The 19,616-nt window shown below is 64.8% G+C and carries 16 protein-coding genes; 8 read left to right on the top strand and 8 right to left on the bottom strand.

Annotated features, from left to right (window positions below):
- Window positions 1–59: 59 nt before the first annotated feature.
- Window positions 60–1,550 (bottom strand): alpha-galactosidase, encoded by a 1,491-nt coding sequence (gene melA / locus ACW9UR_RS16135; protein ID WP_458918077.1) that lies wholly within the window; start codon window positions 1,548–1,550, stop codon window positions 60–62.
- 175 nt (window positions 1,551–1,725) lie between these two features.
- Between melA and ACW9UR_RS16130 the strand changes: the two genes are divergently transcribed.
- Window positions 1,726–2,535 (top strand): helix-turn-helix domain-containing protein, encoded by an 810-nt coding sequence (locus ACW9UR_RS16130; RefSeq protein WP_458918076.1) that lies wholly within the window; start codon window positions 1,726–1,728, stop codon window positions 2,533–2,535.
- On the opposite strand, the gene ACW9UR_RS16125 is transcribed toward ACW9UR_RS16130, so the two are convergent.
- A complete protein-coding gene (locus ACW9UR_RS16125) occupies window positions 2,536–3,921 on the bottom strand; it encodes a sulfatase family protein (protein ID WP_458918075.1) in 1,386 nt (461 codons plus the stop codon).
- A gap of 224 nt (window positions 3,922–4,145) precedes the next feature.
- Between ACW9UR_RS16125 and ACW9UR_RS16120 the strand changes: the two genes are divergently transcribed.
- The 7 genes from ACW9UR_RS16120 (at window position 4,146) to ACW9UR_RS16090 (ending at window position 13,128) form a co-directional block, all read left to right on the top strand.
- Window positions 4,146–6,185, top strand: a complete 2,040-nt coding sequence (locus ACW9UR_RS16120; protein WP_458918074.1) for an ABC transporter substrate-binding protein — start codon at window positions 4,146–4,148, stop codon at window positions 6,183–6,185.
- A 38-nt stretch (window positions 6,186–6,223) separates the two neighbouring features.
- Window positions 6,224–8,275, top strand: coding sequence for an ABC transporter substrate-binding protein (locus ACW9UR_RS16115; RefSeq protein WP_458918073.1), 2,052 nt, complete (start codon window positions 6,224–6,226; stop codon window positions 8,273–8,275).
- Window positions 8,276–8,529: 254 nt separating this feature from the next.
- On the top strand, window positions 8,530–9,282 hold the full coding sequence (locus ACW9UR_RS16110) for an ABC transporter permease (protein WP_458918072.1): 753 nt from the start codon (window positions 8,530–8,532) through the stop codon (window positions 9,280–9,282).
- On the top strand, window positions 9,279–10,058 hold the full coding sequence (locus ACW9UR_RS16105; protein WP_458918071.1) for an ABC transporter permease: 780 nt from the start codon (window positions 9,279–9,281) through the stop codon (window positions 10,056–10,058). The genes ACW9UR_RS16110 and ACW9UR_RS16105 overlap by 4 nt, the downstream gene beginning before the upstream one ends.
- The gene (locus ACW9UR_RS16100) at window positions 10,055–10,852 is read left to right on the top strand and encodes an ABC transporter ATP-binding protein (protein WP_458918070.1); all 798 of its coding nucleotides are present in this window, start codon (window positions 10,055–10,057) and stop codon (window positions 10,850–10,852) included. Before ACW9UR_RS16105 ends, ACW9UR_RS16100 begins: the two co-directional genes overlap by 4 nt.
- Before the next feature lie 23 nt (window positions 10,853–10,875).
- Window positions 10,876–12,081, top strand: coding sequence for an ABC transporter substrate-binding protein (locus tag ACW9UR_RS16095; RefSeq protein WP_458918069.1), 1,206 nt, complete (start codon window positions 10,876–10,878; stop codon window positions 12,079–12,081).
- A 57-nt stretch (window positions 12,082–12,138) separates the two neighbouring features.
- Window positions 12,139–13,128: a LacI family DNA-binding transcriptional regulator gene (locus tag ACW9UR_RS16090; RefSeq protein ID WP_458918068.1), complete on the top strand. Its 990-nt coding sequence runs from the start codon at window positions 12,139–12,141 to the stop codon at window positions 13,126–13,128.
- A 4-nt stretch (window positions 13,129–13,132) separates the two neighbouring features.
- Here the strand turns inward: ACW9UR_RS16090 and ACW9UR_RS16085 are convergent, their stop codons facing one another.
- From ACW9UR_RS16085 to ACW9UR_RS16060, 6 genes are all read right to left on the bottom strand, one after another.
- Window positions 13,133–13,987 (bottom strand): amidohydrolase family protein, encoded by an 855-nt coding sequence (locus ACW9UR_RS16085; RefSeq protein WP_458918067.1) that lies wholly within the window; start codon window positions 13,985–13,987, stop codon window positions 13,133–13,135.
- On the bottom strand, window positions 13,984–15,009 hold the full coding sequence (locus tag ACW9UR_RS16080) for an ABC transporter ATP-binding protein (RefSeq protein ID WP_458918066.1): 1,026 nt from the start codon (window positions 15,007–15,009) through the stop codon (window positions 13,984–13,986). Before ACW9UR_RS16080 ends, ACW9UR_RS16085 begins: the two co-directional genes overlap by 4 nt.
- A gap of 2 nt (window positions 15,010–15,011) precedes the next feature.
- Window positions 15,012–16,031, bottom strand: coding sequence for an ABC transporter ATP-binding protein (locus tag ACW9UR_RS16075; RefSeq protein ID WP_458918065.1), 1,020 nt, complete (start codon window positions 16,029–16,031; stop codon window positions 15,012–15,014).
- Window positions 16,028–16,993, bottom strand: a complete 966-nt coding sequence (locus tag ACW9UR_RS16070) for an ABC transporter permease (RefSeq protein ID WP_458918064.1) — start codon at window positions 16,991–16,993, stop codon at window positions 16,028–16,030. Before ACW9UR_RS16070 ends, ACW9UR_RS16075 begins: the two co-directional genes overlap by 4 nt.
- A 7-nt stretch (window positions 16,994–17,000) precedes the next feature.
- Window positions 17,001–17,912, bottom strand: coding sequence for an ABC transporter permease (locus ACW9UR_RS16065; RefSeq protein WP_458918063.1), 912 nt, complete (start codon window positions 17,910–17,912; stop codon window positions 17,001–17,003).
- A gap of 91 nt (window positions 17,913–18,003) precedes the next feature.
- Window positions 18,004–19,569 carry an ABC transporter substrate-binding protein gene (locus ACW9UR_RS16060; protein ID WP_458918062.1) on the bottom strand — a complete coding sequence of 522 codons (1,566 nt, stop codon included), beginning with the start codon at window positions 19,567–19,569 and terminating at the stop codon, window positions 18,004–18,006.
- Window positions 19,570–19,616: the final 47 nt, after the last annotated feature.

The following is a 19,616-nucleotide window of genomic DNA, read 5'->3' as shown; positions in this document are numbered from 1 at the left end:
CCAGGGATTCATGGATGTTGGAGTACGGCCCCGGTTGATCCGGGGTCCGCGTGGCGCCCTCAGCCCTGCTGAGTGGCGCGCACCTTCTCGGCGGTCATAACGTTGCTTTCCTTGTCAGCGCGCAGCTCGTCGACGCTGCGGGTCGCCTTGCGCGCGGCTCCCGTCCAGGCACGGGTCTTCACGGTGGCCTTCGACAGCCGCGCCTTGGCCCCATCGATCTCGCCCGCGAACTGAGGCAGCCACTCGGCCTGGGCGACGAGCAATTCGTCGACCATCTGCCAAACCTCGTCCGGGTTGCAGACCGCGCCGACCAGCGGGTCGTGCAGCATGGCTAGGCGCAAAAGTTCGATGTCTCCGTTGACCGCCGCCAGCATACCCATGCGCTGCACGTCGACCGATGCCTGGCAGGTCGCGGCGCAACCGAGCGGCAAGGTCACACCGCCGACCATGTTCAGCCCAAAGCGGTCGATGAAACCAGGGCTTTCGATGATGCAGTCGTCGGGCAGGTTGGTGATCGTGCCGTTGTTCTTGACGTTGAAATGCCCGCGGTAGACGGTCCCTGTTTCCAGCGCCTCGAGGATCCGGCTGCAATGCTCGTCCGACCGTTCATGCTCGGACAGCGGCTTGCCCGCTTCGGCGAGGAATTTCGGGAAGTCCTCTTCGAACCAGTTGCGCCGTTCGCTGCAGACACGCAGGTAACCGCCGGTTTCGCCGTTGATCCACTCGCTGGTATCGATCCAGCGCCCGATTTCGTCGGGACGCTTTCGGTACCAGGGCAGATATTCGCTGAGATGGCCGTTGGACTCGGTCGAGTAGTATCCGAAACGCTTCAGCACATCGATCCGGACCTTCTCGGTCTGGCTGTATTCCGGGTGAGCCTCGAACGCGGCAACCAACTCGTCGCGCCCGATCTCACGGCCCTGGTACTTGATACCAGTGTACCAGGTCTGGTGATTGATCCCCGTACAGAAGATCTCGACCTCCCGGTGATCCTCGGCGCCGAGCGCGTTCGCGATCTGACGCCAGCCGTTCTGCACGCCGTGGCAAAGACCCAGAGTATTCGCGACACCGCCGTGATCGATTGCCGCCCAAGTATTCATCGCCATCGGGTTGGCGTAGTTCAGGAACCAGGCACCCGGCTCGGCCACCTCGCGGATATCCCGGCAGAACTCCAGGATCTGCGGGATCGAGCGCTGTGCGTACATCAGCCCGCCCGCGCAGATCGTGTCGCCGACGCACTGATCGATGCCGTACTTCAGCGGGATCTCGATATCGTGGCGGAACGCCTCGAGTCCTCCAATCCGCACGCAGTTGATGACGTAGCGGGCGCCTTCCAGCGCCTCGCGGCGGTCAAGCGACTGCGTCACCCGCGCCGGCAGCCCGTTGGCCGAGATGTCCCGCTCCAGCAGCTGGGCAACCATGCCGAGGTTCTTGTCGTTGATGTCGTGCAGCGCAAATTCCGCGTCCTGGAAAATGTCGACCTTCAGCAGATCGCGCACCAGCTTTCGGGTAAATCCGACGCTTCCTGCCCCGATGAATGCGATTTTCATTCACGTCTCTCCCGGAGATTTCCGTACCTTTGATCGCAGAATAAGACTGGACATTCCGGCGCTACGAGAGGAAATACGCATTATGCCGGGTATTTTTGACGCATCATCTCTAACACAGAACGGCCCCCGCTCGCGGATGCTGCTGTTCCCGCGCGGCCCCTTGCGACTCTACGTAATGCCAACGAGCGTTGGCTATGACGTCCAGTCGGGCAGTGGCTACAATTACGTCGGCCCCGATCGCGGACCGGGCGAATTCGTGCTGTTCCAGTACACGATCTCTGGTGCGGGCCGGCTGACATTCGAGGGCAAGCCGTTTCACGTTCGGCCCGGCCAGGCGATGATCCTGCGGATGCCGCACGACCATCGCTATTACCTCGAGGATGGTGATACCTGGGAGTTCTTCTGGATCTGCATATCAGGGCGCGAAGCGGTGCGGATCTGGTCCGCGATTCTCGCAGCTCACGGACCGCTGGTAGAGCCGGGCATTGCCGCCGTTTCCCGCATAGCGGATATCGTCCAGGAACTCCTGCGCCAGCCTCACGAAGCCGCCTCGCGCAGCTCGGCCCTGGCCTACGAGGTCTGCATGGCGCTGGCCGAGGACTTTCTCGAAAATGGTGCGGCGTTCCGCACGCGCCGCCGCAACGATGCCGTCCGTGCGGTGATCGAATATGCGCGCGAGAACGTAGACCGGCCGCTGTCCATCGATCAAATGGCGCGGATGGCGGGCTACTCCCGGAGTCACTTCACCCGCGTATTTGAGCAGTCCGAGGGCACGTCGCCGGCCCGGTTCGTTCTGGAACTCCGGTTGCGCGCCGCACTCGCACAGCTTCAGACCGGTACGAAATCGGTGAAGGAGGTCGCCTTCGACTGCGGGTTCCGGGACCCGAGCTACTTCGCCAAGACCTTCCGCCGGGTGTACGGCGTCGCGCCGTCCGAACTCTCCGACGGGATCCTCGCCAGTTCTCTCGACACCGACGCGGACTGATCAGCGCTCATCTGGGAGCCACGTGTCGTGGCAGTTGGGCAGGTCCAGCCCGTGATCCGCATGGTAGGCGTTCGAGAGCCAGCTGACCCCATCCTTGTAGAGCCAGGGGTCTTGTGTCTCTTTCTGCCACGCCTCGACCGTAGCCCGCATCTCGGCTAACAGTCCGGAATAGTCCGGATCGTCCGCCAGGTTACAGGTCTCGTCCGGGTCGGCGACAGTGTCGTAGAGCTCCTCATGTGGTCGCTGAAAGAAATCCCGGATCGGGCGTGTGCCGATCCTGTGCGGCGCATGCTTGCGTACCGCCTCGAATGTCAGTGAGCCATAGATGTCCGACGCCAACGGGAAGTCCAGTTTCCACGCGACGTTCTTTAGATAGCTGTGCGTCGCCGTCCGCAGGGCCCGCACCGGATAGTAATTTGTCACCTCATGGAAAGTATGGGACCCGAAGGCCGAGGACCAATCCGGCAACAGTTGCCGCTCCGATAGCACCGGCAGCAGGGAACGTCCGCGCCGCTCCGATGATGGCGCCTTGATCCCGGCCCAGTCGAGAAATGTCGGCAGGATGTCGGTGAACGAAACGAAGTTCGGGTTCCGCAGGCCTCTGGGTCCACCGGGAACCCGCATCAGGAACGGCAACCGGCATCCGGCGGCGTAGAGCGTGCTTTTCGCATTCAGGAATGGAACACCATTGTCGCTGACGAACAGGACCATGGTATCTTCGGCAACGCCGGCGTCCTTGAGCGCCGCCAGCACCATGCCTACGCCCTGATCCAGCCTGTTGACCGACTGGTGATACTCGGCCAACTCTTCACGCACCTCCGGCAGATCCGGCAAGAAACTCGGAACCTCGGCCTCCTCGGGGGTGAAGATACGCTTCTCGACGCCCGGCCAGTCGGTTTCGTTCGCAAAATTCTTGCGACCCCGAGAGCGGTGCGGATCCTCGAACCCGATGGTCAGATGAAACGGCCGTCCCTCTTTTTGAGCTTGCGCGAACACCCCAGAAGCCCGTGCCGCAATGCTCTGCACGTTACGCCCGTCCCCTTCCATGCGGACGGACCACGGGTAGACCTCGTCGGGTCGCACATGGACCTTGCCGATGATTCCGGTCAGCCAACCGTGCGCATTGAAAAGGGCAGGCAGTGTTTCGACGCCACCAAAGGTCGCGAAATGGTTGATCCCGTGCGAGTGACCATAGTGCCCTATCTCGTGGTTGTGTCGCCCGCTGTAGATCACCGACCGAGAAGAGGAACAGGAGGCAGTCGTGCAGAAGGCGTTGTCGAAGGACACCGCCTCGGCAGCGAATGCGTCCAAAACGGGTGTAACGGCACACCGATTGCCGAAGTAGCCCAGGTCACGCCCCAGATCATCTGCGATCATCAGCAGCACATTTTTCCCGGGCACAGGTTTTCCCTCCACGTCAGTCCGATGCGATGCATCCTGCTGTGCGACCAGTGACCATGAATAGCAGATGATTGTGCGACAGTCGGTAATTCTGTGCGATCTTCCCGAGACCGCACAAAACTACCCGAGATGAGCGAGCTTTCCGATATGGCCGCGTGGCGGTCAGCTTTTAGCCTTTCCGGAAAAACACGTCCGGATGGGAGGAGCTCTTGCGAAACTACCTGATGACCACAGTCGTTCTCATCGCTGCGCCCCCACTCGTGGCCGAGAATATAGCAGCGCCAGTCGCTCTGCCGGACGCGCCCGCGCTCTCGGCGGATACGTCTGAACCCCTGCCCCGCGAAGCACTCATGCGGGTAGAAACGCTTGCCAATTACAGCGAACCCGACTGGGTCTCGAAACTCGTTGCGGCCGGAAAGCTTCCCTCGGTCGCCGAGCGGCTTCCCAAAGCACCCATAGTGATGGACATGACATCGACACCTCATGGGGTCGGGCGCTACGGAGGCGTACTGCGCCACGTAACGGGAGGCCGGCCGAACGGGTGGAACTGGGCCGCAGGTCAAACTCAGGGCTGGGGTGGGGTCAACATGACCCACCAGGAGTGCCTCACCAACACCGGAGCCCTATGGGCGCTCGAAGAAGGCCAGTCCGAGCCGCTGCCAAACCTCGCCACGAACTGGGAATGGTCCGCCGACGGCATGCAGCTGACGATGCATCTGCTGGAAGGAGCCAAATGGTCTGATGGCGACCCCTTCGATGCAGAAGACGTCCTGTTCTTCTGGGAAGACAACGTGCTTGACCCACGCGTTCCTTCCCGCGCGACGATCGGGGCTTTCGGAGAAGGAACGACCCTCGAACAGGTGAATGCCCACACGATCCGCTGGACCTTCGCCAATCCGCACGAGCGCACACAGCTTCTGCGCATGGCATATCCCACAATGTGCCCGGGTCCGGCGCATATCCTCAAGCCGCTGCACCCCAAGTACAACGACGACGCGACGTATGAGAGCTATATCTCGGCTCTTGCGCCATCGACCCTACCCTGGGTGACGATGGGACCCTGGGCGGCGGTGGATTACGCCCCTGACCAGTTCATCATCGCGCGGCGCAACCCCTACTACTTCAAAGTGGATCAGCAGGGAAACCAGCTGCCATATCTGGACGAAGTGCAATGGCGGCTCTCCACGGTGCAGGACCGCGACGTTCAGACCCTGGCGGGGAATGCCGACTACACCAACATGCAGGACCCCTCCTTGTATCTTGAGGGCGTGAAGGCCGCGCGGGCCGAAGATTCTCCGGTCAACGTCTACTGGGGTCCGCGCGTGTTTCACTGGCGGATCGACCTGAACCTGTCCACCTCCTGTGGCGCTGATGACCCCGAAGCGTTAGCCTACCGCGAGAAGTTTCGTGAGTTCGAAGTACGTCGCGCATTCTCCCACGCGATGGATCGCCGCGCCATGGGGCAAGCGCTTATCCGCGGTCCTTTCACGGCCCAATATCCCGGGGGCCTCCACCCGGATAGCGGATCGTTCGACCTGGACCGTGCCGTTTTCTACCCGTTTGATCCTGCCTCGGCTACAGCGCTGCTTGAACAGGCGGGCCTGGAGGATATCGACGGCGACGGTTTCGTGGATTGGACCGACGGACCGCTCAAGGGGCAAACCTTCTCGCCCCGACTTCACTTCATGGCGACGCGGACAACAGACGCAGCGCTTGGGGAAGCCTCTGTCGCGATGTTGCGAGAGGCCGGCATTCGCGTAGTCTCATCCCCGCTGCAAGACTACGTGAACGGCGTCGTGGACAGTTGCGACTGGGAGCTTGTCCTTCAGCGCGGCGATCGAGCATTCCAGGTTCCGCTTGCAAACATCAATTCAATCGCACCGGTCGGTTACGCTTCGCCACCTTGGCATAAAGGCACTTCGACGAAGCCTCAAAAACTGCTTCCTTTCGAAGAGCGTATGGCCGAGATCGCGGCCGAACTGAAGACGGAAGCTGATCCGGCGCAGCAACGCGCGCTCTTCAACGAGTACGAACAGTTGTTCACCGCGAACGTCTACTCGGTGGGCCTGGTTACTGCGGCGGGCGCCCTGGCGATCAACAAACGCATTCGAAACGTCGTCCCCGGAACTCCGGTCCTTTCGTACCAATGGAGCGAACTGACCACGATGCGCGAGCGCTTCTGGATCGACGAAGCAGACATCGCCGCCGCGACCGAGCTGCGGCCGGGAACTCTTCCGGGGATCCAGTGATCCGCACGAATTCAACGAAAAACTGACAAGGAGGAAACATGTTACGCCATCCCCTGGCCCTTGCCCTGGCACTCGCCGCATTGGGTAGCCCGGTCCTCGCGAACGGGCTTGCCGGCCCCGAACCGCTGCCGCGGGTACCCGCCCTCCCCGGCGCCGAGGTCGATCGCGTGCCTCGGAGCGAGTTGATGAGCATCACGGCGCTCGACAGCTACGAAGAGCCCGACTGGGTGCGTGCGCTCGTCGACAGCGGCCAGTTGCCACCCGTGGCCGATCGCCTGCCGGACGCGCCTATCGTGCTTCAGACCGGCCCCGCGCCGGAAGGCGATGATCGGTACGGCGGCGTGTTCCGGCACGTCAGCGGCGCACGGCCCCAAGGCTGGAACTGGTCAGCAGGGCAGCACCAGGGCTATTTCGGGATCAACATGACTCACCAGGAATGCCTGGTGAACACTGCAGGCCTGTTCCTGATCGACGGTTCGGACCAGGAGCCGCTGCCGAACCTCGCGACCAGTTGGGAGTGGTCAGAGGATGGACACCAACTGACGATGCAGTTGATCAAGGGCGCCAGATGGTCCGATGGCGATCCGTTCGACGCTGAGGACGTGACCTTCTTCTGGGACCACAATGTCATGGATCCCCGTGTCGCGGCCAAGATGGGGCCCAACAGCCTCGGCGAAGGCACGACACTTGAGAAGGTCGATGAGCATACGGTCCGATTCACCTTCGCCGCGCCCTTCCCGGTCGCGCAACTCTACAACCTCGCTTATCCGAACTTCTGCCCGGGTCCGTCGCATCTGCTGAAGGAGCATCACCCGGCTTTCAACGAACAGGCAAGCTACGACGACTACCAAGCCGCTTTCCCAGCCGAGCGGATGCCTTGGGTTACGATGGGTCCTTGGTCGACGGTATCCTACAAACCGGACCAGCTCTTGGTTGCAAGACGTAACCCGTACTACTTCAAGGTCGACCAGGATGGGAACCAGCTGCCTTATCTGGACGAGGTCCGCTGGCAGCTTTCATCGAAACAAGATCGAGACATCCAAACGATCGCCGGGAACGCGGACTACACCAACTTCTCCGATCCGTCATCCTATTCCGAAGCCATCTCGGTCTCCCAGAAGGCCGGGGCTCCCTTCTCCCTGACGTGGGGCAGCCGCGCATTCGACTGGCGCGTCGATATGAACCTGTCGACCACATGCGGCGCAGATACCGACGAGGACATGGCGCGCCGCGAACTGTTCCGCACCTTCGATTTCCGCCGCGCCGTCAGCCAAGCCGTCGATCGGCAGGCGCTCGGTCAGGCGCTGGTCCGAGGTCCGTTCACCGCACCGACACCGGGCGGCATCCATCCCGAGAGCACCCAGATCGACGGCGAGGCGAGCGTCTACTATCCCTACGCGCCCGAAACCTCGAAGACCCTGCTCGCCGGGCTCGGCTTCGAGGATACCGACGGCAACGGCATCCTGAACTGGACCAACGGTCCGCTCGACGGTCAGGACCTCGCGCTCAACCTGCACTTCACGACCTACCGCACAACCGACGCAACACTGGCGGACGGCGTGGTGTCGATGCTGCGCGAGGTTGGCGTCCGGCTGGTCCCGCGCCCGCTATCGGACTACGTCGCAGTGGTGCGCGATACCTGCGACTGGGACCTCGCCGTCGAACGCGGCACGCGCGAGTACGAGGTTCCGATCACGAACCTCTCGGCCCTCGCTCCGCTCAACACCTCGGGTCCGGAATGGCACCGCGGCACGCCCGAGCGGCCGCAGGCCCTGCTTCCCTTCGAGGAAGAAATCGTCGCGATCGCCCGGCGGGTGCAGACGGAACGTGACGGCGCGAAGCGTGTGGAATTGTTGACCGAGTTGCAGCGCCTGTTCACCGGCAACATCTACAATGTCGGCCTGATCACGGCCACAAGTGCGATCGCAATCAGCGACCGGTTCGAGAACGTCGTCCCCGGGACCCCGGGACTGTCCTACCAGTTCGGCGAACTCAACATCATGCGCGAGCGGCTCTGGATCAGCGCCGACCGGCGAGGTGATGTCGAGGAACTGGAGCCTGCAACCTTGGGCACTCGGCTGTCGCAGTAGCCACCGAGAATGCATCTTGGCGGTGGGGCACCATGCCGTGTCCCTCCGCCGGGCTTGTTCTGGTCCGGCCTCTAGGTGGAGGAGGGATCAGCAACCCATGCGTTCGGGCAACCAACCTTGGCATTTAGAGAGTTGATAAACGCTTATCATTTTTCTTGACAAGCATTTCTGATAAGCGATTATCATTTTCTCTCGATATATCTCGCGGCACATGAAGGAACAGGATGCCCTCCAGATTGAGGAAAGCGGCAGCAGTGGTCACAGCACCCCTCGCGGGATGCGTTGCTATCTTCGCGCTGTGGGCACTTGCGGCCACGCTCACCGCCAATCCAGTGCTTCTGCCGCCGCCGTCATCGGTGCTGTCCGCACTGGCAGAGATGTTGGGCGATGAGCTCCTGGGGGATATCGCGGCAAGCCTTCGGCACCTGGGGCTCGGCATGGCAATCGGCGTTAGCATCGGGCTCGCCCTCGCCTTTCTGACCGCGTCGCACCCTCTGGTGTCCGATCTGGTGGAACCGCTCATCGAGATCCTGAGACCGATCAGCGGCATCGCCTGGATTCCTCTCGCCATCATGATGTTCGGTGTAGGTGAGACGGTGCCGATCTTCCTGATCGCCTATGTCTCGATATTCCCAGTCTTCCTCAACACGCTTGCCGGAATACGCAGCGTGGACAGGCGGCTGGTGGACGCCGCCCGCGTGTTGGGCGCGACCGAGCTCGCTATCCAGCGACAGGTGATCGTTCCGGCCGCCCTTCCGATGATCCTCTCAGGCTTCCGGCTGAGCCTCGGTGTCGCATGGATGACACTGATCGGCGCGGAATTGATCGGCGGCAACTCCGGCCTCGGCTGGCGAGCATTCTGGTATGAACAGTTCTTCGCGATGAACAAGAACCTGGCGGTCATCCTGGTCGTCGGGTTGCTCGGGCTGACGTTCGATACCGCTATCCGGGCACTGCAGTCCCGGCTTGTCAGGTGGTCGCCCTCGGCACAGGCAGCAAACTCATGACCGGCTCCCGCCGCCTTACCGTAATCTCGATCTATGCCGCAGCGCTGGTCCTGGCCGAACTCGCGGTCAGGGCAAGCGGGAAAACCGAGAGCCTGCCCTCGCCTCTCGGCGTATCGGCAAGGCTCGCCGCCAACACCGCCAGCGGCGAGCTTCTGACCGCCGTCGAGCAGAGCCTGGGACGCATTCTCCTCGCTTTCGTCTTCGCTGCTGTCTTTGGGACCGTCATCGGCGTCGCCATGGGCCGCATCCGCTGGATCGATCGCGCACTCGGACCAATCGTGAATGCACTGCGCTCCATCGCGCCGATCGCGTTGATCCCGATCGCGGTCCTCTGGTTCGGCGTCACCGGCGCCTCGGCGGTGTTCATCGTGGCGTATGCGGCGATCTTCCCGATCATCCTGAACGCGTCCGAGGCGGCCCGAAACGTTGACATGCGCCTGGTGAACGCCGCGCGCACCCTTGGCGCGACGCACGTGCACCTGCTGCGCCGGGTCGTCCTGCCGGCCGCCGCCCCTGCCACGATCACCGGTGCGCGCATCGCAATGGGCTTCGCCTGGGCCTCCATCGTCGCGGCCGAGCTGGCAATCGGCGTCAAGCTGGAGACCGGTGGCACCATCGAGGCAGGCATCGGCCAGATCATGGTCAGCACGCTCTTCGTCGACCGCGACGTGAACGGGCTCGTCAGCTACATGCTGGTGATCGGCCTGATTGGTCTCGGCATCGATCGGGGCATGCGCCGCCTCCACCGACATTTCGCACCCTGGGAACACGCATGACCGCCATCGAAATCCGCAATCTTTCGAAAGTGTTCACCTCGCCGCGCACCGGCGAGAAGGTTACCGCGCTCTCGGATGTGAACCTCACCATTCCGGAAGGCGAATTCACCGCGATCGTTGGCCCGTCCGGTTGCGGCAAGTCTACCCTGCTCTCGATCATGGCCGGCATTCTGCGCGAGACCGAAGGCGTCGCGCTGCACCACGGTACCCCTATCGACGCGCCAGCCCCCGACAGAGGGGTGCTGTTCCAGGACTACGCGCTGTTTCCGTGGCTGACCGTCCGCGAGAACATTGCCTTCGGGCCGAAGGCGCTTGGCGTTCCTCAGGCGGAACGAGAGCCGGAAGTCCAACGTCTGATCACCGTGGTCGGCCTCGAAGGCTTCGAAGCTCGCCTGCCGCACGAGCTGTCTGGCGGCATGCGCCAGCGCTGCGCCCTGGCCAGGATGCTGGCGAACCAGCCGAGAACCTGGCTCATGGACGAACCTCTGGCCGCGGTCGATCTGCAGACCCGGACGCTGCTGCAGGAAGAAATCCTGAGGGTCTGGGGAGAGGAACGCCCGGTCTCCGAACGCCCGACAGTCGTTTTCATCACGCACGGCATCGACGAGGCCGTGCTGCTGGCAGACCGGGTCGTGGTGCTGGGCCGCCGCCCGGGCCGCGTGAAGGCAGACCTGCGCATTGATCTGCCGAGGCCCCGCTTTGAGCGCCGAAACCATGCAGCCGAGGCAGAGCTGGTCGAAACCATCTGGAACGAGATCCGCGACGAAGCGCGGACGGCCATTCTCGAAGACTGACAAACCTGGGGAGGATCCAGTCCATGAACATGTCCCGAAGAAATCTGGTCCGCAGCAGCGCCGCACTCGGCCTGCTGTCGGCGTTCGCCAGCCCGAAAGCACTGGCGCAAGGCACGGTCGAGATGCCAATCGGCGTCGGCACACACACCAACGGCGGCCCGCTGGTGATCTACATGCAGGAACACGGCCTGATCGAGAAGGCGTCCGAGGCCATCGGGATCGACGTCGCCCCCGAGTTCCAGGACTTCCAGGCGCTGCTGCGCATGTTGCAGGGCGTGGCAGCCGGACAGCTCCAGTACGGCATGCTGGGATCGACGCCGGCGATCCGTCTGCTCGCGACACCGAACCCCGCTGTCCCGATCGCCATCGCGGGTGGCGGGCTGGACTTTCCGGTTCAGGTGAAGCCCGACAGTGACATCCGAAACATGGAGGACATGCGCGGCAAGACGGTCCTGACGATCGTAGGATCGGATCTGCATCTGCAATGGGTGAACATGCTAAAGGCCTATTTCGGCACCTCCGATGCGGCCGAGTTGGACATCACCATGCGCAACATAACGGCCGTCACCGAACTCTTCGAGGCTCAGGACAATATCGACGCGGTCGTCGGCCTGAACCCCGGCTCCTTCGGCGCCGAGGAACGCGGCGTGCTGGAAACGCTGATCACCAACTACGGCACGACCGGCAAGCATTACGACGGCCCGGAAGGCTCCGGCGCGGGCCATGTGCTCGACTGGTTCTCTCAGGCGCAGTTCGCGCCCGAGGCGTTCTATCCACACCGGATCTGGTGGGCCGTCCGGCAGCAGTTCCTCGACGCGCATCCCGAGGCGGTGACTGCATTCCTAGTGGCCAATCAGCAGGCGACACAAGCCCTTGCGGCGATGGCGCCCGGCGAAGTCACCGAGATCATCGGGGACCACTGGCCGCAGTCGGCCTCGGTCGACGCGCGCAACGCGGTCGTGGACGTCACCCTCTGGTACCGGCGCGGATGGTCATGGATCACCGAAGGCGATGCACGGACACTCGTCGGCCTGAGCGAGGAGAAAGAGATCTTCGAAACGCCCCTCTCCGCAGACCTGGTGAAGACCATCCTGCAGCGCGGCGCCGCGGCGGCCGAGGCGGCATATGCGCAGGCGGGCGACGTGCCCGCGAACGACGTCTTCACCGACCCTAAGGCGACCGATGTCCGCGGTCAGCCGCAATGGCAAATTGCCGACTGGTCCCTCTAGAGCTTGCGCGGTCCGCCCCGGCCGCCATAGTGCCGGGGCAATATGTAGCGGAACCCGATGAGCCAGAGATCGAAACTTCAGGACGTCGCCGACGCCGCCGGGGTCTCGTTCATCACCGCCTGGCGGGCGTTGAACCAGCCCGAGTTGGTGCGGGAAAAAACTGCCGAGAAGGTCCGCGCCGCGGCGCTCGACGTCGGCTATGTCGTAAACGCCGTCGCCCGCAGCCTCGTCACCTCGCGCACCGGCGTCGTGGGCCTGATCGTCCCTACGCTTGAGGACTCCATCTTCTCAGCCACGGTCGAAGGTCTTTCCGATACGCTGGCGAAGACGGAACGCGAGATGCTCGTCGGCATTTCGCACTACGACAGCACCCGCGAGGAGGAACTGATCCGCGCCTTCGTGGGGCGCCAGATCGACGCCTTGGTCCTGACCGGCAAGGAGCACAGCGCGGCAACCCGCAATCTGCTGTCGAAAGCCGGTACCACGGTGGTGGAGATCTGGGACATTCCGCAGGACCCGCTGGATCTCTATGTCGGCTTTTCCAACGCGCAGCTGGCACATGAAGCAACGCGCTACCTTCTCGAAAAAGGTTACCGGCGCGTTGCTTTCGTGACCCCGGAAAGCCGCGCCCGTGCCGTCGAACGTCGGGTGGGGTATGAAACCGCGATGCGGGAGGCGGGCCACTCCGACAGGATTCGGGTTCTGGAAGTTCAGCCCACCCTTCAAGGTGGCGCCGACGCACTCGAAGAGTTGCTCAGACAGACCGATCCGCCCGACGCGGTGTTCTTCAATGGCGACACGCTGGCGGTTGGCGCACACCTCCACGGCGCTGCGCGCGGCCTGTCGTTTCCCGGAGATGTCGCGATCATGGGGCTCCACGACACCGACATCACCGCACGCGTGCATCCACCGCTGACCACCGTCCGCATCCCCCGCTACGAAATAGGGGCGCTCGCAGCGCAAGAGATCGTGGACCGGCTGGACGGAACATCCGAAGGCCATTCACGTGAGGTCAGCTTCGAGATCGTCGAGCGCGGAACCACCTGAGCGGCTATTCTCGGAGCGGCAGACCCGAGCCCGAGCGAACCTGACGCTCGGTGAGCGCATCGCCCTTGGAGGAGCGCCCAGGCGAATAGAGTTCTTCTGCGTTTCGCCACAAGGTTCTCTCTGCGAAGCTTGCGGGAAACCGCGCGCGGATCCAGTCCGTGAACGTGGCGGGCGCCGTCGCGACCGGCCAGTTGCTGCCGTACATGAACCGTGACGGCGGCAGGTGCTCGCACATCCGCTCCAGGTGGGTGGCGTAGCGCGTGCGCAGCTCGGCGTCTCCGAAATCCGCGCCCTGCGGCGGCGAGACCTTCACATGAAGGTTCTCGAGCGCCAGCAGCCCGTAGCCGAACCCGGTCTCAGCCCCGCGAAGCCGGGGGTGGCCCGCATGGGTCAGGACGAACCGCACGCCGGGCAGCGCCAGGCACAGGGCGCGCAATTCCTCCAGCCGCGCCGGATGCCGGATGCCCAACTCGACATGCCCCAGCCCCTCCAGCCGCGAAAGCGCGTCGCGCAACTGCCGCGAGGACAGGTCGAACGCATCTATCGGGCGCAGCCGGATGCCGCGCCACTTGCCGTCCCGCGCCGACGCCGCCAGCCGATCCCCGAACCCTTCGGCCAGCGGCTGCAGGTTGTTGACATAGGCGACGATCTGCGGCGTTTCGGCCGCCAGCCGCGCCAGCCGCGCGTCGTCCTGCGGGCGCGGGCTGGTCTCGACCGCGACAACCGGGTGCGGGCCGACCTCGCGCCGGTAGGTCTCGGGCAGGCAGGGCCGGTGATGCGCCTCGCCCGGCTTCGGCCAGACGATGCCGCCGGGCCAGGACGGATCGTGGAAATGCGTATGCGTGTCGATGAGCCTCAAGGCGCGGGATCGCCGACCACCGGGTTGAGACAGGCCAGCGCATGGCCCTGCCCCTGCTCGGCCAACTGCGGCGCAGCGCGCGCGCACTCGGGGCGCGCCCGCCAGCATCGGGTGCGGAACGCGCAGCCCGAGGGCGGGTCCAGCGGGCTGGGCACCTCGCCCTCCAGAACGATCCGGTCCGCCTCGGGCGCATCGGGCATCGCCGACAGCAGCGCGCGCGTATAGGGATGTCGCGCCGCCTCGAATATCTGCCGCGTCGCGCCGACCTCGACCAGCTTGCCAAGGTACATCACACCGATCCGGTCGCAGACGTGCCGCACCACCGACAGATCGTGCGAGATGAACAGGTAGCTCATCCCGAACCGCGCCTGTAGGTCGGCCAGCAGGTTCAGGATCTGCGCCTGCACCGAGACGTCCAGCGCCGAGACCGCCTCGTCGAGGATCAGCAGTTTCGGCGACAGCGCCAGCGCGCGGGCGATCGAGATCCGCTGCCGCTGCCCGCCGGAGAACTGGCTCGGATAGCGATGCGCGAAACCGGGATCGAGGCCGACCAGCCGCAGCAGTTCGGCCACCCGCTCGGGCCGCTCGGCGGCGGGCACGACGCCGTCATGGATCTCCCAGGGCTCAGTCAGAATTTCGCGCACGGTATGGCGCGGGTTCAGGCTGGCCCAGGGATCCTGGAACACCATCTGCACGTCGCGCCGCACCGGGCGCAGCGCGGTTTCGTCCAGCGCGGCAAGGTCTTTGCCCTCGAACAGGATCTCGCCCGAGGTCGGCCGCTCCAGCCGCATCACGCAGCGCGCGAGCGTGGATTTCCCGGACCCGGATTCCCCGACGATGCCGAAGGTCCGCCCCGGCTCCAGGTCCAGAGAGACCCCGTCTAGCGCCCGCACGACCTGCGCCCGGCGTCGCATCAGCCCCCGCCCGCGCGTGGTGAAATGGCAGCCGAGATCGCGGATCGACAGGATCGGGCCAGGGGCGGCCCTGGCCTGCCTCGCAGCTCCGAGGGCGGGATCGGACATGTTCATGACAGCTCCTCGGCAAGATGGCAGCGGACCACATGCCCGGACCCGAGGTCAGTCTCGACCGGCCGCTCGGCGGCGCAGATCGCGCGGGCATCGGCGCACCGGTCGCGGAACGGACAACCGCGCGGCAGCGCCCGCAGATCCGGCGGCGAGCCCGGGATCGGCGTCAGCTTGCGCCCCAGCCCCGCCGCACTTGGCGTCGCCCGCATCAGGCCGCGCGTATAGGGATGCCGTGGGTCGCGGAACAGCGTATCGCGCGTCGCCTGCTCGACCACCCGGCCCGCGTACATCACCGCCACCCGGTCTGCGATCCGCCGCGCCACCGCCATGTCATGGGTGATCAGGATCAGCCCCATCCCGGCCTCGGCCTGCAAGCGCAGGATCAGGTCCAGAACCTGCGCCTGCACGGTCACGTCCAGCGCGGTCGTCGGCTCGTCGGCAATCAGCAGCTTCGGCCCCAGCGCGACCGACATGGCGATCAGCGCCCGCTGCCGCATCCCGCCCGACAGCTGGTGCGGATAGGCGTCCAGCCGCGCCTCCGGCGAAGGAATACCGACATGCGCCAGCAACGAGACCGCCCGCGCCCGCGCATCCCGCCGGCTCAGGCCCAGGTGATGCCGCAGCAATTCGCAGATCTGGTAGCCGATCCGGAACCGCGGGTTCAGCGAGGTCAGCGCATCCTGGAAAATCAGCGCCATTTCCCGGCCCCGGACCCTGCGGTGCTGCGCCGGCGTCAGCGCCTGCAGGTCGACACCGTCCAGCAGCAGCCGGTCGGCGCTCACCGTACCCGGAGGCGAGGGCACGACACCCATGATCGCCTGCGCGGTGACGCTCTTGCCCGAGCCGGATTCGCCCAGGATGACCAGCGTTTCGCCCTGTCGGAGCGTCACGTCCACGCCGCCGACGGCCTCGACCCGGCCAAGGTCGGTCGAGAACCCGACCCGGATGTTGCGCGCTTCCAGCAGCAGCGGGCCGGGCGCGGTGCGCAGCGGGCGGTCCGCCGTCTCGACCAGGGTCATTCCTCGCCTCCCGCCGCGCGTTTCGCGGTCATCCAGCGCCAGCGCTGCACCGGGTCCGAGACCGCGCGCAGCCAGGCGGCAAGCAGGTTCGCGCTCAGCGCGGTCAGAAAGATCGCCAGCCCCGGAAACGCCACCAGCCACCAGGCCAGCGCGACATAGTCCCTCCCGGCCGCGACCATCAGGCCCCAGGAACTGTCCGGTGGCTGGATGCCGAGCCCCAGGAAGCTCAGCGTCGCTTCGGCCAGGATCAGCTTGGCGACCTCCATCGTGCCCAGAACGATCAGCGGCGAGGTCATGTTCGGCAGGATGTGCCGCCGGATGATCCGCGCCTTCGACGCCCCCAGCGAGCGCGCCGCCTCGACGAAAGCCGACTCGCGCAGCGACATCGCCAGCGAGCGGGCGACGCGGGCATAGACCGGCCAGCGCACGATGGCGAAGATCAGGATGATGTTGCCCAGGCTTGGCCCCAGCGCATAGAGCACCAGCAGCGCCAGCATAAGAAAGGGAAAGCCCAGCTGCAGGTCGGCAAGCCGCATGATCACGTCGTCGGTCCGCCCGCGCAGCGTGCCCGCGATCACGCCCAGCGTGACGCCAAGCGCCCCCGACACGATCACGCCGCAGAACGCCACCAGCAGCGACACCCGCGCCGCGTGGATGATCCGGCTGAGAATGTCGCGCCCCAGCGTATCGGTCCCCAGCAGGTGAACCGGCCCGGAACCCGGCTGCGTCAGCGGCGGCGAGTTGCGCATCAGCAGCGATTGTGCAGTCGGATCATAGGGCGCGAACACCGCCGGAAAGGCTGCCATCGCCGCCAGCAGCAGCATGAAGATCAGCGCCAGCAGAGTCACCGGATCGCGCAGTAGCGCCAGCGCGAACCGGGACAGGCCGGGCCGGTCGGGCAGGTTGCTGGCACGCTCGATCGCCGCGTCAGGCGAGGTCATGTCTTGGGTGCTGTCGGTCATGCCCGGCTCACTCGTAACGCAGTTTCGGGTCGAGCCAGGCGTAGGCCAGGTCGATGACAAGGTTGACCAGGATGATGACCACGACGATCACGCAGACCACCGCCTCGATCAGGAACAGGTCCCGGTGATAGATCGCCTGCACCAGAAGCCGCCCGATCCCCGGCCAGGCAAAGACGGTCTCGATCGCGATCGCTCCACCCATCAGCATCGCCATCTCGTCCCCGGCGATGGTGAGAATGGGGATCGAGGCGTTCTTCAGCGCGTGCAGGAACACGCGCGACTCCGGGATGCCGTTCGAGCGGGCGACGTGGATGTAGGGTTTGGCATACTCGTCGATCATCGCGCTGCGGGTGATCTGCGCCGTCCGCCCTATGGACCGGTACGACAGGGCGAGCGTCGGCAGGACCAGGTGCGCCAGCGTGCCGTATCCCGAGGTCGGCAGCCATCCCAGCGTGATCGAGAACAGGATGATCAGCAGCAGTCCCAGCCAGAAGTCGACGGTCGAGATCCCGCCCAGCGTGAAGACCGTGATCGCCTTGTCGATCCAGGTTCCCATGTGCAGCGCCGCGAAGGACCCCAGCAGCAGCGCCGCAGGAACCGACAGCGCCAGCACGCTCGCAGTCAGATAGAAGGTCGGCACGATCCGCTCCAGCGCGATCCCCAGCGCCGGCGCCTTCTGCCACAGCGAGTCCCCGAACCCGGCCGAGACCCGGTGCAGGAAATCCACGAACTGCCCCGACAGCGGCTTGTCGAACCCGTACTTGGCCCGCATGTCGTCGATCAGTTCCTGCGACGCCTCGGCGGGCAGCATCATCTCGACCGGATCACCGATCACATGGCTGACCAGGAAGACCAGCAGCAGCACGGCAGCGGCGACGAAGACGGACTGGAACAGGCGACGAAGGATATAGGCTTCCATCGCGGGAGACCTCTCGGACTGGCTTGCGTTCGCTGAGAGTGTATCCGCACCCGGCGCCACCGGGTGCGGATCGTTTGCTTCCGGGAGGAAATTACTTCGCGATGATATCCGTCAGACGGACACCGGCATGAAGCGGCGGTTCGAACGCAACACTGTCCGACACGCCGTGGAAGCGAACCTCGTGATGAAGCGGGATGTACCAGAGATCCTCGTAGGTCAGCCGCCCGATCTCGGCCAGCGCCGCCTGCCGCGCGTCGCCGGTCAGGGCAACCGCAGCCGCCAACTTCTCGTCGATCTCGGGATTGCAGGCGACCGACAGGCGGCCCTCGCAGGTATAGAACGCGCCCGCGGTCGAGGCGAAATCATAGGGATCGTTGGTGTGCTTGTGCAACGCGATCAGGCCACGCGCCGGGTCGATGGGTTTCTCGGCATGGATGAACACATCCTGCCAGGCCGGACCACGCTCGAGCACCTCGACCTTCACATTGGGAATGCCGATCTGCTTGAGCTGCTCCAGCATCACCTCCATTACGTCCGCGTTGCCGATGAACCCGCCCTGCATCGTCGCCATCCAGAGCGGAGTATCCTCCACCGGAACGCCGTCGGCCTTGGCTTCTTCCACCAGCCGCCGCGCCTCGTCCACGTCATAGGCAAGGGGTGGCAGATCGGCGTTATAGCCGGTCGCCGATGGCCCCACGATCATCGTCGCGGGCTGCGCACCGCCCAGCAGCACGTCGCCGATCGTCTGCCGGTCCACCGCCAGCGAGATCGCCTTTCGGATGCGCGGATCGGCCAGCACCGGATTGCTGCTGTCCAGCCGGAAATAGGTCGAGGTCGTGTCCGGGCTCTCGATGCAGTTCTCGCCCAGCATCGACTTGCACAGCTCGCCCGGCAGACGCTCGGCGAAATCCACCTCGCCCGCCTGCAGCGCGGCAATCCGCGACGAGGCCTCGGGCCGAAACTCGAACACCGCCTCGGCATACTGGATCCGCCCATAGGCGTCCTCGGCCTCCTGGCCCCACCAGTCCGGGTTCGCCTCGAGCGTGATCGACGTGCCGCGCGTCCAGTCCCTGACCTTGTAGGGCCCGGTCCCCACGGCCACCTGCCCCCATTCCTCGGGATGCGCACGAATATGCTCGGCGGACGGAATGTAGGTCTGCCACATCCGCGTCAGCAACAATGGGTCGGCCGCGTCTGAGCGCACCTCCAGCAGCATGTCGCCCTTGGCCTCGAAGGTCATCTCGGGCCCGCCGAGCGCGCGGATCTGGAAGCCGTTGTCCTTGCTCCAGACATGGCTCAGCGCCGCCGCCGCACCCTCCGCGGTCAGCGGCGATCCGTCGTGGAACAGCACGTCCTCGCGCAGCGTGAACTGCCAGGTGCGGTCGTCGATCTGCGTCCACGAGACCGCGAGTTCAGGCACGAACGCATTGGTCCTGCCGTCGCGCCCGACAAGCCCCTCGTAGACATTGCCCATCACCGTCCGGCTGTTGGCGTTATAGGCGTTGGCGCTGTCCAGCGACGGCGGCTCGACAAGGGCCGCGACCGCGATGGTCCGATCCTCGGCCTGCGCCTGCACGGCCAGCAGCGCCGCCACGCACACGGATACGCCGGTCCGCAATAACATCGGCCGGGCGTCGCAAAGCTTGGTCATCCTCATGTTCCTCCCCGTTCTCCGGCGTGTCAGGACCTCCTGCCGCCTGTTCC

This window comes from Halovulum sp. GXIMD14794 (assembly GCF_054457455.1).
Note: the sequence above shows the minus strand (reverse complement) of the source record. Positions and strands in the feature narration are given on the sequence as shown.